Source organism: Natronomonas sp. (genome assembly GCF_047616845.1).
Taxonomy (GTDB): domain Archaea; phylum Halobacteriota; class Halobacteria; order Halobacteriales; family Haloarculaceae; genus Natronomonas.
The window spans coordinates 24,277-38,712 of sequence record NZ_JBLGBY010000009.1 but is presented as its reverse complement, the minus strand read 5'-3'; the positions used below and the strand labels follow the sequence as shown (position 1 = coordinate 38,712).

Genomic DNA, 14,436 nt, shown 5'->3' with positions numbered 1-14,436 from the left:
CAGCGCCTTGTCGGGGGAGCCACAATCGATGGCCATGACAGCGGAGACACCGGGCAAGGGCCACACGCCAGAAGCCCGCGATATCGAACCGGCAGCACCCGAGGAGTTCGGCCTCACGCAGGTGTGGTGGGGCGACGGAAAGGGCAAGACGACGGCGACGCTCGGGATGGCCTTCCGCGCGGCCGGCCACGGCTTCCGCGTGCACGTCCTCCAGTTCATGAAAGGCGGCGCCGCAAGCGTCGAGGACATCCGCGGCGAGTACAACGCGATGGCCGCCATGCCCGGCCTCACATACGAGAACCTCGGCCACTACGGCTGGCACGCGATGAACGACGGCACCGACGAGCGCGACCACGAAGCAGAGGCCGAAGCAGGCGTCGAACGCGCCCGTGAACTCCTCGACGGCGCTCACGACGCCGACCTCTCGGAACCAATACCGCTCGGTTCTGAACCAGAGGAAGGAATGCACATGCTCGTCCTCGATGAGCTGCTGTACGCGGCCGACCGTGGACTCGTCGCCCCCGAGACCGTCGTCGAGTTCGTCGAGTCGAAGCCCGACGGCCTCGAACTCGTCATTTCGGGGAGCCACGAGCGCCCGGAGTATCTCATCGAGCACGCTGACCTCGTCACGAACGTCCGCAAGGAGAAACACCCCATCGACGCCGGCCAGCGCGCCCGGAAAGGCACCGAATTCTGACCGGCAAAATCGCACGCAAGCGGCGACAGACAACCGTCCGACGCGTGACGGACAACGGCACAAAACACATAACGGCCCCCCTCCGAACGATGGGTGGAGGATGGGTGGGCGCACGCTCCGTCCCCCTTTGCGCTCCCCCCTTTCGGAACCGGATCGCGCTGTCGCTACCCGGTCGATAAAATAAGAGAACAGCCGACGGCCAGCGCCGGGTCGTCAGTCCTCGCGCGCGTCGACGACGAGGACGGGCACGCGCGTCTCCCGAAGCGTGCGTTCGGTGACGCTACCGAGCAGCGCGCGCTTGATGCCCGAGCGGCCGTGCGACCCCATTACGACGAGGTCGATGTCGTTGTTCTCGGCGTACGTCGCGACCATCTCGTGTGGTCGGCCCGAGGAGATGTGTTCGACGACCTCGATGCCGCGGTCGCGGCCGTGCTCTGCGACGTAGCCGGTCGCCGCGTCGGCTTTGGCCTTCACCTCCTCCATCTGGTCGAACTGCCCTTGCTCGATGCGGTCGAGCTGTTCGGCGCCGAGCGCCAGGCTCATCGAATCGATGTCGACGACGTAGAGGGCGTGCAGCTCCGCCCCGTACTTGTCGGCGAGGTCGAGCGCGTGCTCGACGGCTTGCTCGGCGGTGTCGCTTCCATCAGTCGGGACGAGGATTTTGTCATACATGGGTCAGTCGTCCGCGGGGGTCTCGCCCCCGTCGGATGCAACGACGTCTTCTGCGGTCTGCTGTTGGCCCATCGGCTCCGGGCTGTGACACTGCCGAACCAGCCGCTTGGTTTCAAGCGGCGGTTCGGGCGTGGCAAGCGAAACGGCGATGGTCACGATGAACACCAGCGGCGTGCCGACGAGCGCTGCGCCAATCGGCGGCACGTACTGTGCGTAGATGGGCACGATTGCGCCACCCTCGCCGGCGACGGCCGCCAGCGAGTCGATGTAGTTCGGCAGCACGCTGTTGATAATCGACGTGATCCAGAGCAGCAGGCCGACGGTCATGCCGGCCAGGGCACCCTGCCGGTTCGTGTTCTCCCACCAGAGACCGAGGAAGAACATCGGGAACAGGACGACGCCGGCCAGCGAGAACGCATACCCGACGAGTTCGCCGATAAGTGCCGGCGGGTTGAACGCCGTAACCGTCACCAGCGCGCCGATGGCGATAATCGTTAGACGGCCGATAAGGATCTGCTGGCGCTGGCTCGCGTCGGGGTTGATCAGTTCCGTGTAGATGTCGTGGGCGACCGCCGAGGAGGCCGTGATGAACAGGCCTGCGGTGGTCGCAATCGCGGCAGCCATCGCGCCGGCCGCGACCAATCCGACGAACCACGTCGGCAGATTGGCGAACTGCGCGGCCAACACGACGATGACGTCACCTTCCGCACCGGACATGCCGCCCTCGGCAGCGTAGGCGCTGACACCCTGCGTCTGCTCGAAGAGGTTGACGCCGAACGCCGCCATCGCGGGCGCAGCCCAGTACAGGAGCAGGATGAAGAACAGGCCCCAGACGGTCGACCAGCGAGCGGTTCGCTCGCTTTTGACCGTGTAGAACCGCACCAGGACGTGCGGGAGGCCACAGGTACCGAAGATGAGCGAGAACGCCGTCGCGACCCACAGGTAGTAGCTCGCACCCCGGAACGGCTCGGAGAACTCGCGCCCGAGGTCGTTGATGAGCGCACCGTATTCGATCTGCGGCAGAACCGTCGAGTAGCCCTGCGTGAAGCCGACGACGTAGACGCCGGCGAGGAACGCGACGATGAGGATGACGTACTGGACGGCCATGTTCTTCGTCGCACCCAGCATGCCGGACAGCGCCAGGTAGCCGACGGTGATGGTCATCATCACGACGATCATCGGGACGATGTCGAGGCCGAAGACGTACTGGCCGACGAGCCCCATCCCACGGGCCTGACCGACCGAGTAGACGTACGCGATGAGCAGCGTCGTAAAGGCTGCGAGCGCGCGTGCAGTCGAGGAGTTGAATCGGTCACCGACGAAGTCGGGTGCAGTGTACTTCCCGAACCGACGCATCTGTGCGGCCAGGAAGATGAGCAGGATGAAGTAGCCGGTCGTCCAGCCGACGATGAAGGCCAGCCCGTAGAAGCCGGCGAGGGCGACGAGCCCCGCCAGGCCGAGATACGATGCGGCCGACATCCAGTTGGCACCGATAGCCATCCCGTTCTCGATGTTACCGATGCCACGCCCGGCGACCCACATCCCTTCGGTGTCTGCCACCTTGAAGACGTAGCCGATGACGAGGAACGACGCCATCATCAGGAACACGAGGATGGCGGGCAGGAGCTTGAATGAGATGTCGAGCGCCTCGGCCTGCAGCGGAATCATTCGTCGACACCTCCGTCAGTTGCGGTTGCGTCGGCGGCGGCGCCCTCGCTGCCGACGGTGCCGTGTTCGATGCCGTACTTCTCGTCGAGTTTGTCCCGCTGGCGGGCGTAGAAGGCGGCCAGCACGAGCGCGCCGGTCGGCGCGCCGAACGCGACGAGGAAGTAATGCAGCGGGAAGCCCAACGCAGGCATCGTCGCCGTCATCGTATCCGGCGCGACCTGCGTCAGGGTCACCGGCCCGAAGACGATGAGCGCCCACACGACGAACGTCCCCCAGACGAGTTTGAGGTGGTCGCGCATGAACGGCGTACTCGGGCTCAGCAGGTTCACTTCCGAGCTGAGATAATCGGTTTGTTGGTGATCCTGTGCAGCCTGTGAGACGGTGCCGCCGTCCGTTCCAACGTCCTTGGCGGACGTATCGGCGGTTTGGCTCGGTTCGTGTGAGTTATTGTCTGTCATAGTTCGTGGTCGTGTTGGCGTGTCTCCGTCGTCACTCTGGAAAACGGGGGATGCTCTAGTCGCCCCGAACCTTCTTCGCGATGTCTTCGACGACCTCGGGGTTCCGCAGCGTGCTCGTATTCCCGAGCTCCTCGCCGTTGGCGATATCCTCAAGCAGTCGGCGCATGATCTTCCCGGACCGAGTCTTCGGAAGTTCTGGGGTGAAGATAACTTTCTCGGGCCGGGCGATGGGGCCGATGGCCTCCTCGACGCCCTCGATGATGCTTTGGGCCATCTCCTCGCCTTCCTCGTAGCCGTCCTCGAGGATGACGTAGGTGTAGACGGCCTCGCCTTTCATCTCGTGGTCGCCGCCGACCGCCGCGGCCTCAGCGACGCCTTCGACGCCGACGACGGCGGATTCGATCTCCATCGTCCCGAGGCGGTGCCCGGAGACGTTGATGACGTCGTCGACGCGACCCAGGATGGTGATGTAGCCATCGTCGTCGATCTTCGCGCCGTCCTCGGGGAAGTACACCCAGTCGTCCGCGTCGGGGTCGGAGTACTCCTGCCAGTACTCGTTGATGAACCGCTCGTCGTTCTTATAGAGCGTCCGCAGCATGCCCGGCCACGGCTTGTTGACCGTCACGTAGCCGGCCTCGCCGGGGGCGACCTCGTCGCCGGATTCGTCGACGACGCGGGCATCGATGCCCGGCAGCGGCGGCCCTGCAGAGCCCGGCTTCATCGTCCCGATGCCGGGCAGCGTCGTAATCATCATCCCGCCCGTTTCGGTCTGCCACCAGGTGTCGACGATGGGGCAGGACTCGTTACCGATGTGTTTGTAGTACCACTTCCACGCCTTGGGGTTGATCGGTTCACCGACCGTCCCGAGCAGGCGCAACGAGGAGAGGTCGTGCTGTTCGGGGTACTGGCTGCCCCACTTCATGAACGCCCGAATCGCCGTCGGCGCCGTGTACAGTTGGTTGACGTCGTAGCTCTCGACGATGTCCCACAGGCGGTCTTTGTCGGGATAATCCGGCGTCCCCTCGTACATCACGCTCGTCGTGCCGAGCGCGAGCGGCCCGTACACGATGTAGGAGTGGCCCGTAATCCAGCCGATGTCGGCGGCACACCAGTAGGTGTCGTCGGGCTTTACGTCCAACACCGCGTGTGACGTCCACGCGGCGTAGGAGAGATACCCGGCTGTCGTGTGCTTGACGCCCTTCGGCTTGCCCGTCGTCCCGGACGTGTACATGAGGAACAGCATGTCCTCGGCGTCGCGGGTGACCGGCTCGACTTCGGCGCCGACGTGCTCGGTGACGAGGTCGTCGTAGTCGTGTTGGTCGTCCGTGAGTTCGTGTTCGAGTTCGTCACCCAGCCGGTCGACGACGACCGTCGAGGTGTCGTGGTCGACGCCGCCGAGGCCCTCGTTGGCCTTCGAGAGGTGGTCGAGGGCGTCGCCGCGGCGATAGTAGCCGTCACAGGTGACGAGATACTCGGACTCCGCGGAGTTCATCCGCGTGGCGAGTGCGTCCGCCGAGAAGCCGGCGAACACCACTGAGTGCGGTGCGCCGATGCGAGCACACGCAAGCATCGCAATCGGCAGCTCCGGAATCATCGGCATGTACATCGTCACGACGTCGTCTTCCTCGACGCCGAGGTCGCGCAGCGCCGCCGCGAACTCGTTGACCTCGCGGTGGAGCTCCGCGTAGGTGAATTCGCGGGTCTCGCCGAGTTCGCCCTCCCACTGAATCGCCGTCTCGTCGCCACGGTCGTCGAGATGCCGGTCGAGACAGTTCGCCGAGGCGTTGAGCTCGCCGTTCGTGAACCACTCGTAGAACGGCTCGTCGTCGTCGTTCAGTACCTCGTCGTAGTCGGACTCCCAATCGAGCAGCTCCGCGGCCGCCTCCCAACACTCCGGCCAGTTCTCCTCGAACTCCTCGTAGATGGAGGGATCCGAGACGTTCGCCTGTTCGACGAACTCCTCGGGCGGCTCGAAGGCCTCCTGCTCTGCGAGCCGTGCCTCCAGTTGTGTCTCCTCTGGGTCGGACATTCCATTCAGTGAACTGTCTGGCCCACTAATAAGCGGGGAATCTAAGCATGACAAACGCCGGGTGACATCGGCCGGCTGCCAAGCCCCGGATCGGGGCGTACAGCCGCCGAAACGGGGGTGAGCCGACCCCAATCATCAATCGTCAAGGACGTGTCGGCCCCGTTTTGACCTCTGGAAGAGCACACAACAGCCGCGGTTCGACGCCGATTCGAACTGTTTAGTCTATGGTCGGAACGCCGGCACCGATGTGGTCGCGCGTGTGTTCGAAGAACGACGACAGCAGTTTCCGTTCGGCTTTCCGGAGGTGGTTGTGCAGCGTCGGGGAGGAGACGCCCATCGATTCGGCGACCTCCTCGGCCGTCGACCCGCGGGGCCAATCGAAGTAGCCGGCGAAGTACGCCGCCCGCAGCGCCGCCCGCTGTTTGTCGGTGAGGTTCTCGTCGAGGGAGTCTTTGAACTCCGCGACGGTCTCGACCGGCTGGTCGACGGCCTGTTTCGCGCGCAGCGACGTGTCGGGAAACGCCGCCTGCAACCCCTCGACAACGCCGCGAACGTCGGCCTCGCCGGCGATTTCGGCCCGAATCGTCGCCTCGCCGCCCTCGAACACTGCCGCCCGGATGGTCGCGCCGAAATCGGTCAGCGACAGCGACGGCGAGTTCCCCTCGACGGTGAACTCAAGCAGCGAGCGGTCGCCGTGTTCGCGGATGTATCGGGCGTCGGCGACGCCGTCGAACGCCATCGCCGTGTCGAGAACGGCATCGGGCGGGGCGCCCGACAGCGTCACGTAGAACAACAGCGACCCCTCAGAGACGGGGACGACAGCCTCCAGCGTACAGGTACAGCCGTGGTCGCGGGTGGCCGCAACGAGGAACGCGTCATCGTCGGTACAGCCGAATTCGAGTTCGACGACGGTGTCGGCAAGGAGGAGGTTCCGGCGCTCGATGGCCGTCACCGCGTGGCCGATGCGGTCGCCGAGGTCGGACAGCAGCGTCCGTTCGCGGTCGCCGAAGGCGGTCGTGCGGTCGGTGAAAACGACGAGGGCACCGTAGGTCGTCTCACCGTACGCCAGCGGGACGACGCCGGCGGAGTGGGCGCCGGCGACCGCACTCGCTTCGAAGGGGCCGACGACCTCCGGGTCGAACTCACCGCCCGACACGCGTGGGGCGCCAGCCTCAAGCGCCGTTTGCAGCGCCGTCCCATCGATGTCGACAGCGCCGGGCGTGTCGGCTGCCGGGCCGGCCCACTCGCGCGGTCGGATACGGGGGTCACCAGGGTCGGTACCGCCGATCCACGCACCGAGATAGGCATCACTGTCAGCGAGCGACTCACAGACAGCAGCCTCGATTTCCGCCCGCGTCGACGCCTCGATGAGCTCCCGGCCCGCGGCGTTGATGTCGGCGACGAGCGCCTCCAGCCCCTCCAGGGTTTCACATCGGCGCGCGAGCGCGCGCTCCCGCCGGACGCGGTCGGTGACGTCGGTCGCGGTGGCGACGACGAAGGCGACCTCGTCGCCGTCGCTGATTGGCGCGACGGTCTGTCGGACGTGGACGCGCTCGCCGCTCTTCCGGCGGGTGGTCAGCTGCCCCGTCCACGTCTCGCCGTCCAGCACCGTCTCGCGCAGTTCCTCGTAGAAGGCGTCGGTGCTTTCGCCGGCGCTGAGGAGGTCGCCGGCCGTCCGGCCGACCGCCTCGCCGCGAGTGTAGCCCGTCAACTCCTCGAACGCGGCGTTGGCGTACTGAATCTCGCCGGAGACGGCCGCGAAACAGATAGGCTGGCCGGCGGCCTCGACGGCGCGCTGGAAGGCGCCGGCCGCGAGGTTCCCGTCGGCGTCGGGTCGCCGGATGACGACCGTGAATCCGTCGAGCGTGTCGCCGTCTCGGAGCGCACAGACGAGTGCGGAGAGTCGGACGCGCTCGCCGTTGGCCCGCTCGAACCAGCAGTCGGCGACGACGACGTCGTCGCGGCCGGCGTCGGCCAGCAGTTCTTTCGGGCGGGCGCGTTCCCGCGCGTCGTCGGTGAACAGCCGCCCGAATGACGTGCCCGTGAGCGCGCTGGGGTCGTAGCCGAGCAGTTCTTCGACGGCGCCGACACAGCCGACGATTCGACCGTCGGCATCGAGGTCGACCGACCCGGCACCGGTTGCGCCGTCGAACGATGACGGGGCATCGGGGCGCCCGCCCGCGGCGTCGGAGAAGGCGGCCGCAACGTCGCTGTCGTCGGCCGGTTCGACGTAGGGGTCGAGGGCGGCCAACCGCTCCCAGCCGCCCACCTCCCGGACGACGCGTGGATCAACGTCCTCCTCGACGAGCAGTCGGCGGGCGAAGTACCGGCGGAGGTCTTCGCTTGATAGCCCCTCGAAGCGGTCGTCGCCGGTGTGTTCGGCCACCCGTGTGGACACCTCCGAGACGAGCATCTGGACGCGCCGCGGCGTCACATCGATGAGTCGAGCGTCGGGGTCGGTGCCGGTCGTCGCCGCGTATTCGTCGATTTTGTGTGCCAGATTCGCGGGCAGGTGGGTGCGGCGGGCCGTGGAACCGTCCTCGTCGCGGACGGCGAGAAAGTGGGTGACGGCGCCCTCGAAGTGCCGGCGGTCGACATCGCTCGGGCGGAGTTGCACCTGCTCGGCCGGCCGGACGCCCGCCTCGGCAGCCAACCGCACCACGAGTCGCTCGCGGGTCGTCGTTGCGGCCTCCCGAAGCCGGTCGTACGCCCGTTCGTCCAGCACGTCCATTTCGCAGTACGAATGAATCGCGAAAACTTAGCCCTTTGGGAACCAGGAACGTGATTCGGGGCATCACCCAGAATCCTGGAATGGCCGCTTCGGGCGCGCTTTCTGCCGAATCAGTGGGAATCCACAGCCAGCCGTCTTGGTTTCGTAATCGAATCCTGCTACGAAATCAGTCATGCTATTCGAGGTACGACCGCGTCTCACCGGCGAGCCGGGCCCGGAGTTCGCCGATAACCTCGGGGTTCCGGAGCGCGCTGATATCGCCGAGTTCCTCGCCGGTCGCGATGTCCTCAAGCAGCCGGCGCATAATCTTCCCCGAGCGGGTCTTCGGGAGTTCGGGCGTGAAGACGACGTGGTCGGGGACGGCTATCTCGCCGATAGCGTCTTCGATGCCGTCGATGACCGCCCGACGTAGGTTCGCGTCGCCGGCCCGGTCGCGCTCGGTGCTGACGTAGGCGATGAGGTCGCCGTCGGCGCCGACGACCGCGGCCTCGGCGACGCCATCGACGGCCACGATTGCGGATTCGACCTCCATCGTCCCGATGCGGTGGTCGCCGACGCTGATGACGTCGTCGACGCGGCCCAGCAGCGTGACGTAGCCGTCCTCGTCGACCGTAGCGCCGTCGCCGGGGAAATACGTCCATTCGTCGGCCTCGGAGTTGGAGTAGGCGGTCCAGTACTCCGTTTCGAACCGGTCGTCGTCGTCACCCGCCAGCCCGCGGAGCATCCCCGGCCAGGGTTTCTCGACGACCAGATAGCCGGCCTCGCCGGGGTCGACCTCCGCACCCGAGTCGTCGATGACGCGGGCGTCGATGCCCGGCAGCGGCGGCCCCGCAGAGCCCGGCTTCATCGTCGAAACCCCCGGCAAGGTCGTTATCATCATGCCGCCCGTTTCGGCCTGCCACCAGGTGTCGACGATGGGACAGGACTCGTCGCCGATGTGTTTGTAGTACCACTTCCAGGCGCGCGGATTGATGGGTTCGCCGACCGTCCCGAGCAGGCGCAACGAGGAGAGGTCGTGCTCCGCTGGGTGGTCGGCGCCCCACTTCATGAACGCACGCACGGCCGTCGGCGCGGTGTAGAACACGTCGACGCCGTAGCGTTCGACTAGCTCCCAGATACGGTCTTTTTCGGGATAATCCGGCGTCCCCTCGTACATCATCGTCGTCGCACCCAGTGCAAGCGGCCCGTACACGATGTAGGAGTGGCCCGTAATCCAGCCGATGTCGGCCGAACACCAGTAGGTGTCCGACGGTTTGATGTCCAGTACCGCGTGGGACGTCCAGGCGGTATGAGAGAGGTAGCCGCCCGTCGTGTGGCGGACGGCCTTCGGCTCGCCGGTCGTCCCGGAGGTGTACATCACGAAGAGGTCGTCCTCGCTGTCGCGGGCGACCGGCTCGACGGTCGCGTTGCGGTGGGCCTCCACGAGTGCGTCGTAGTCGTGTTGGTCGTCGGCCAGCGAGTGGGGCAGGCCACCGCCGAGGCGGTCGACAACGACGGTTTCGACATCGTGGTTGACGCGCCGCACCGCGCGGTCGGCCTTGCCCTTGTGGTTCAGGGCGTCACCGCGACGGTAGTAGCCGTCACACGTGACGAGATACTCCGAATCGGCGTTCTCCATCCGCGCCGCGAGCGCGTCCGCCGAGAAGCCGGCGAAGACGACCGAGTGTGGCGCCCCGAGGCGGGCGCACGCAAGCATCGCAATCGGCAGTTCCGGAATCATCGGCAGATACAGCGTGACGATGTCGTCTTCGCCGACGCCAAGGTCGCGGAGCGCGGCCGCGAACTCCTCGGTTTCGCGTTTGAGGTCGCCGTAGGTGTACGTCTCCGTCTCGCCGCGCTTGCCGACCCAGCGGAGCGCGGCGTGGTTCTTCCGCCCCGTCTCGACGTGTCTGTCGATGCAGTTGTGGGCGGCGTTGAGCTGGCCGTCGACGAACCACCGGTATCGCGGCGCCGACGAGGAATCGAGCACGTCGTCCCAGCGGCGCTCCCAATCGAGGCGTTCGGCCGCTCGCTCCCAGCAGTGAGGCCAGTTCTCCTCGAACGTCCGGTAGATATCGAGGTCGGTGATGTTCGCCTGTTCGACGAACTCCTCGGGTGGTTCGAACTGTTCTCGGCGTTCGAGCCACGCTTCCAGTTCGACGTCGACCCCGTCGTCCATCGTCCGTTTCTGGGGGAGTCATCCGGATAAACGTTCCTCCCGCATCGGGTTTACACCGGCCACGTCGGGCCACCCGCACGTTCAGCTCCAGAGATACCTACCAAAATAGGCATAGGCCTCTTTATTATATCGCGGGTCTCTCCGTTCAGCGAGTCAACATGAGCACCAAACAGACCCCCTCGAACACCGAATCGCTCCGTGACCTGTTCGTCGAAGTGACCGGCGACAAGTCGGTCACCGACGAACAGGAAGGCGACGACCGCCGCGAGGCCAGCGACGAGGCAGAGTCACTGGCCGGCCGCACCGAACAGGAGAGTCTCGACGCGACCATCGAGATGCCCGACGAATCGTTCTGATTCTCATGTAACCGTCCAACCCAGGGGTGGGGTAGCCCCTCGGACGCGTAAGCGGTATGTCCACGCCGCGCCGAGACGGAGAGCGTGACGCGTGCCCGAACGCTTCTCGTCGCCGGCACCGCAAGCCACGTCGGCAAGTCCACCGTCGCAGCCGGGCTCTGCCGACTGTTGGCCGACCGCGGCATCGATGTCGCGCCGTTCAAGGCCCAGAACATGTCGAACAACGCGCGTGCGGTCGCACGCGCCAACGGCGAGGGGTTCGGCGAGATCGGCATCGCCCAGTACGTCCAGGCCCGTGCCGCCCACATTCCGGCGACGACCGACCACAACCCAGCCCTCCTGAAACCCCGCGGTGAGGGCGAGTCACAGCTCGTCATCGACGGCGAAGCAGTCGGCCATTTCGCGGCGGGCGATTACTACGAAACCCACTGGGACGACGCCCGCCGCGCCGCCGTGGCCGCCCACGAGCGGCTAGCGGCAGACCACGACGTAATCATCGCCGAGGGCGCGGGCTCTATCGCCGAAATCAATCTCCAGCACCGCGACCTGGCGAACCTCGAAACTGCACGCTTTGCGGATGCCGACGTGCTGCTCGTCGCCGATATCGAACGCGGCGGGGTGTTCGCCTCCCTCGTCGGAACCCTCGAATTGCTGCCCGATGACGTCCGCGACCGGGTCGTCGGGTGCGTCATCACGAAGTTCCGCGGCGACGTTTCGCTTCTGAAATCCGGCCTCGAAACGTTCGAGGAACGAACTGGCGTGCCCATCCTCGGCGTCCTGCCGTACGACGACCCCGGCCTGCCCGAGGAGGACAGCGTCTCGCTCCCCGCATCCGGCGAGACGACCGTCTGGGGCGCCGACGACGGCGTGCTGGAAGCCCAATCGGTCACCATCGCCGTCCCGCGCTTCCCACGGGCCTCGAACGTCACCGACGTCGAACCCCTCTCACGCGTGCCCGGCGTCCGCGTCCGGTTCGTCCCACTCGATACTCGCCTCCGGGAGGCCGATGCGGTCGTCCTCACGGGCACGAAAAACACCGTCGACGACGCCCTCGCGTCCCGCGACGCCGGCCTCTACGAGACGCTCCGGGCGTTCGACGGCCCCATCGTCGGCCTCTGCGGCGGCTACCAGCTCCTCGGCGAGCGACTCACCAACGCCGCCGTCGAAGGAACGGGTGAGGAGGACGCCATGCCGGGCGTCGGACTCCTTCCCGTCGAAACGCGCTTTTCACCGGCCAAGACCGTCGAGCCAGTCGACCGAGAACTCCGTGGCTGTGGCCCGCTCGCCGGCGCCGACGGCGCCGTCTCCGGCTACGAGATTCACATGGGCGACACGCGCCTGCTCGACGACATCGACCGCCCGTTTCTGGCCGGCGGCGCGGCCGTCGACGGCATCATCGGTACCTACCTCCACGGACTCTTCGAGAACCGCAGCCCCCGCGAGGCCTTCGTCGACTCCGTCTACGAATCTGCGGAACGAGTTCGACCCGAAACGGGGGGCGAAAACGGGTCGCCGTACGACCGCGCCGCCGCGCTCGTCTCGGAACTCGACCTCGACCCACTCGGATTCTGACGCGTCCCTGCCCATGCCATCTGGCCGCCTCCCACAACTCTTTGCGCTTGCGTGAGAACCCCCGGATATGTCCGAGCAGTTCGGCAACGAGAAAGTCAACCGCGTGTACCGCGAGGGGATGCACGAGGGCAAATCGCCCGACCACCCCGTCAGCTACGAAGACCTCCGTGAGGCCGCCCACGAGGCGATGGACGAGACAGCCCGCGCGTACATCCACGGCGGCGCCGGCGCCGAAGAGACGTTCCGCAAAGAGCAGGACTTCTCGGAGTGGCGCATCGTCCCGCGGATGTTGCAGGGCGTCTCCGAGCGCGACCTCACGACCGAGGTGCTCGGCCAGGAGATCGACTACCCCGCGATGGTGACGCCGCTCGGCGTCCAGTCGCTCGTCCACGAGGACGGCGAACTCGCCACGGCCGCCGCCTGCGACGAGCTGAACGTCCCGTTCATCCTCTCGTCGCTGTCCTCGACTTCGATGGAGGATGTCGCAGAGGAGCTCGGTGACACGCCGAAGTGGTTCCAGTTCTACTGGTCGTCCGACGAGGACATCGCGCGGTCGTTCCTCCAGCGCGCCGAGGACGCCGGCTACGACGCCATCGTCGTCACCGTCGACGCGCCGACGCTGGGCTGGCGCGAACGCCTTATCGAGCGCGGCTACTACCCCTTCCTTGAGGGCGAGGGCGTCGCCAACTACTTCTCCGACCCCGAGTTCCGCAGCCAGCTCGACGAGCCGCCGGAGGACGACCCCGAGGCCGCCGTCGACCACTTCCTTGACGTCTTCGGCGACTCCTCGCTGACCTGGGACGACCTCGAGTTCGTCTTCGAGAACACCGACCTGCCCGTCCACATCAAGGGCGTGCTCCATCCCGAGGACGCCCGGCTCGCGGTCGAACACGGCGCCGAAGGCGTCGGCGTCTCGACACACGGCGGCCGTCAGGTCGACGGCTCCATCACGGCGCTTGAGGCACTGCCCGCCATCGTCGACGAGGTCGGCGACGAGGCGACCATCACCTTCGATTCGGGCATCCGTCGCGGGTCGGACATCTACAAGGCGCTCGCGCTCGGGGCCGACGCCTGTCTCATCGGCCGGCCGTTCATCTACGGGCTGGCGCTGGGCGGCCAGGACGGCGTCCACCACGTCCTCGAGAACCTCATCGCTGATTTCGACCTGACGATGGGGCTGTCCGGCCGCGACAACACCCAGTCGGTCAACCGCAACACGCTGCGCCACGAGACGGAGCTGCGGCGATAGCGGTTCTATCGACACGGCCGACGGCCCCCGCACAGCCGCCGCAGAACGGTATCTCAGACCTCGCCGACGACGACGTAGAAGGGGACGACTTCCCGGCGGCGATACGCCTCCTGTTGTACCTGCCGTACCGCCTCCCGACCCATTTCGCGCCACTCCGAACGGAGTTCATCGAGTTCGGCCTCGCTGCCCGCCATCGTCTCGCGGCGCTCACGGAGGCCCGCGCCGCTCGCTTTCCGGCCGACCGCCTGCACGTCGGCCTCGCTGTACGGCGGTTCGACCACGAGCGTCTGGTCGTAGCGCGTCGTCGTGACGTCTGAAAGGCCGACCGACCGGAAGACGCCGGCCGCGTCGGCGCCCAGTGCCACGTCGGTGTCGATGCCGCGGAGATACAGCTCTCTGGCGCGGGCCGCGAGCGCGCCCTCGGCACTGACCGTTGACTGCACCGAGACGGCGCTGTTGTCCGGTTCGATGCAGGCGATGCGGTCTTCGGCGACGCGGGCGAACTCCCGCACCGCCCGTTCCGGGTCGGGGAGGTTGATGAGCAGCGCCTGACACACGACGAGGTCGAAACTGTCGTCGGGGAACGGTAATCGATGGGCGTCACCCTGCACCGCCGGCGCGTCGAGTTCGGCCAGCAGGTCGGCATCGCGGTCACAGCCGACCACCTCGCCGGGGCACTCCTCGGCGAGGACGCGGGTGAGCGCACCCTCGCCACAGCCCACGTCGAGGACGCGCTCGCAGGTGTCGAGGTCGAGCGGGTCGAGCGCCTCGCGGCTATCGGCCCACATGCCGCGACGCGTCTCCCGCAGGTAGTCGGCGGAGAACTGCCGCATTATCCGTCGTAGG

The 14,436-nt window shown here is 66.7% G+C and carries 11 protein-coding genes; 4 read left to right on the top strand and 7 right to left on the bottom strand.

Going from position 1 to position 14,436, the window contains the following annotated elements; all coding sequences use genetic code 11:
• Positions 1-34 precede the first annotated feature (34 nt).
• Entirely contained in the window at positions 35-697 is a 663-nt protein-coding gene (locus tag ACI8UR_RS03340) for a cob(I)yrinic acid a,c-diamide adenosyltransferase (protein WP_411713945.1), read from the top strand.
• A 213-nt stretch (positions 698-910) separates the two neighbouring features.
• On the opposite strand, the gene ACI8UR_RS03335 is transcribed toward ACI8UR_RS03340, so the two are convergent.
• From ACI8UR_RS03335 to acs (ACI8UR_RS03310), 6 genes are all read right to left on the bottom strand, one after another.
• Entirely contained in the window at positions 911-1,369 is a 459-nt protein-coding gene (locus tag ACI8UR_RS03335; protein ID WP_411713944.1) for a universal stress protein, read from the bottom strand.
• Positions 1,370-1,372: 3 nt separating this feature from the next.
• The gene (locus tag ACI8UR_RS03330; protein ID WP_411713943.1) at positions 1,373-3,037 is read right to left on the bottom strand and encodes a VC_2705 family sodium/solute symporter; all 1,665 of its coding nucleotides are present in this window, start codon (positions 3,035-3,037) and stop codon (positions 1,373-1,375) included.
• Complete coding sequence (locus ACI8UR_RS03325) at positions 3,034-3,495, bottom strand: DUF4212 domain-containing protein (RefSeq protein ID WP_411713942.1); 462 nt, start codon at positions 3,493-3,495, stop codon at positions 3,034-3,036. Before ACI8UR_RS03325 ends, ACI8UR_RS03330 begins: the two co-directional genes overlap by 4 nt.
• A 55-nt stretch (positions 3,496-3,550) precedes the next feature.
• The gene (acs, locus tag ACI8UR_RS03320; protein ID WP_411713941.1) at positions 3,551-5,524 is read right to left on the bottom strand and encodes an acetate--CoA ligase; all 1,974 of its coding nucleotides are present in this window, start codon (positions 5,522-5,524) and stop codon (positions 3,551-3,553) included.
• Positions 5,525-5,741: 217 nt separating this feature from the next.
• Complete coding sequence (locus ACI8UR_RS03315; protein ID WP_415087553.1) at positions 5,742-8,255, bottom strand: bacterio-opsin activator domain-containing protein; 2,514 nt, start codon at positions 8,253-8,255, stop codon at positions 5,742-5,744.
• Between the two features lie 175 nt (positions 8,256-8,430).
• A complete protein-coding gene (gene acs / locus ACI8UR_RS03310) occupies positions 8,431-10,413 on the bottom strand; it encodes an acetate--CoA ligase (RefSeq protein ID WP_415087552.1) in 1,983 nt (660 codons plus the stop codon).
• 158 nt (positions 10,414-10,571) lie between these two features.
• Between acs (ACI8UR_RS03310) and ACI8UR_RS03305 the strand changes: the two genes are divergently transcribed.
• The 3 genes from ACI8UR_RS03305 (at position 10,572) to ACI8UR_RS03295 (ending at position 13,590) form a co-directional block, all read left to right on the top strand.
• Complete coding sequence (locus tag ACI8UR_RS03305) at positions 10,572-10,769, top strand: hypothetical protein (protein WP_411713938.1); 198 nt, start codon at positions 10,572-10,574, stop codon at positions 10,767-10,769.
• Positions 10,770-10,853: 84 nt separating this feature from the next.
• Positions 10,854-12,341 (top strand): cobyric acid synthase, encoded by a 1,488-nt coding sequence (locus tag ACI8UR_RS03300; RefSeq protein WP_411713937.1) that lies wholly within the window; start codon positions 10,854-10,856, stop codon positions 12,339-12,341.
• A 67-nt stretch (positions 12,342-12,408) separates the two neighbouring features.
• Positions 12,409-13,590 carry a lactate 2-monooxygenase gene (locus ACI8UR_RS03295; protein ID WP_411713936.1) on the top strand — a complete coding sequence of 394 codons (1,182 nt, stop codon included), beginning with the start codon at positions 12,409-12,411 and terminating at the stop codon, positions 13,588-13,590.
• 53 nt (positions 13,591-13,643) lie between these two features.
• Here the strand turns inward: ACI8UR_RS03295 and ACI8UR_RS03290 are convergent, their stop codons facing one another.
• The gene (locus tag ACI8UR_RS03290; RefSeq protein ID WP_411713935.1) at positions 13,644-14,423 is read right to left on the bottom strand and encodes a class I SAM-dependent methyltransferase; all 780 of its coding nucleotides are present in this window, start codon (positions 14,421-14,423) and stop codon (positions 13,644-13,646) included.
• Between the last annotated feature and the right edge of the window lie 13 nt (positions 14,424-14,436).

Coding starts and splice junctions, on each gene's coding strand:
- ACI8UR_RS03330 (WP_411713943.1), bottom strand. CDS start 3,037: ATGATTCCGCTGCAGGCCGAGGCGCTCGACATCTCATTCAAGCTCCTG.
- ACI8UR_RS03325 (WP_411713942.1), bottom strand. CDS start 3,495: ATGACAGACAATAACTCACACGAACCGAGCCAAACCGCCGATACGTCC.
- ACI8UR_RS03295 (WP_411713936.1), top strand. CDS start 12,409: ATGTCCGAGCAGTTCGGCAACGAGAAAGTCAACCGCGTGTACCGCGAG.
- acs (WP_411713941.1), bottom strand. CDS start 5,524: ATGTCCGACCCAGAGGAGACACAACTGGAGGCACGGCTCGCAGAGCAG.
- ACI8UR_RS03315 (WP_415087553.1), bottom strand. CDS start 8,255: ATGGACGTGCTGGACGAACGGGCGTACGACCGGCTTCGGGAGGCCGCA.
- ACI8UR_RS03335 (WP_411713944.1), bottom strand. CDS start 1,369: ATGTATGACAAAATCCTCGTCCCGACTGATGGAAGCGACACCGCCGAG.
- ACI8UR_RS03305 (WP_411713938.1), top strand. CDS start 10,572: ATGAGCACCAAACAGACCCCCTCGAACACCGAATCGCTCCGTGACCTG.
- ACI8UR_RS03340 (WP_411713945.1), top strand. CDS start 35: ATGACAGCGGAGACACCGGGCAAGGGCCACACGCCAGAAGCCCGCGAT.
- ACI8UR_RS03290 (WP_411713935.1), bottom strand. CDS start 14,423: ATGCGGCAGTTCTCCGCCGACTACCTGCGGGAGACGCGTCGCGGCATG.
- acs (WP_415087552.1), bottom strand. CDS start 10,413: ATGGACGACGGGGTCGACGTCGAACTGGAAGCGTGGCTCGAACGCCGA.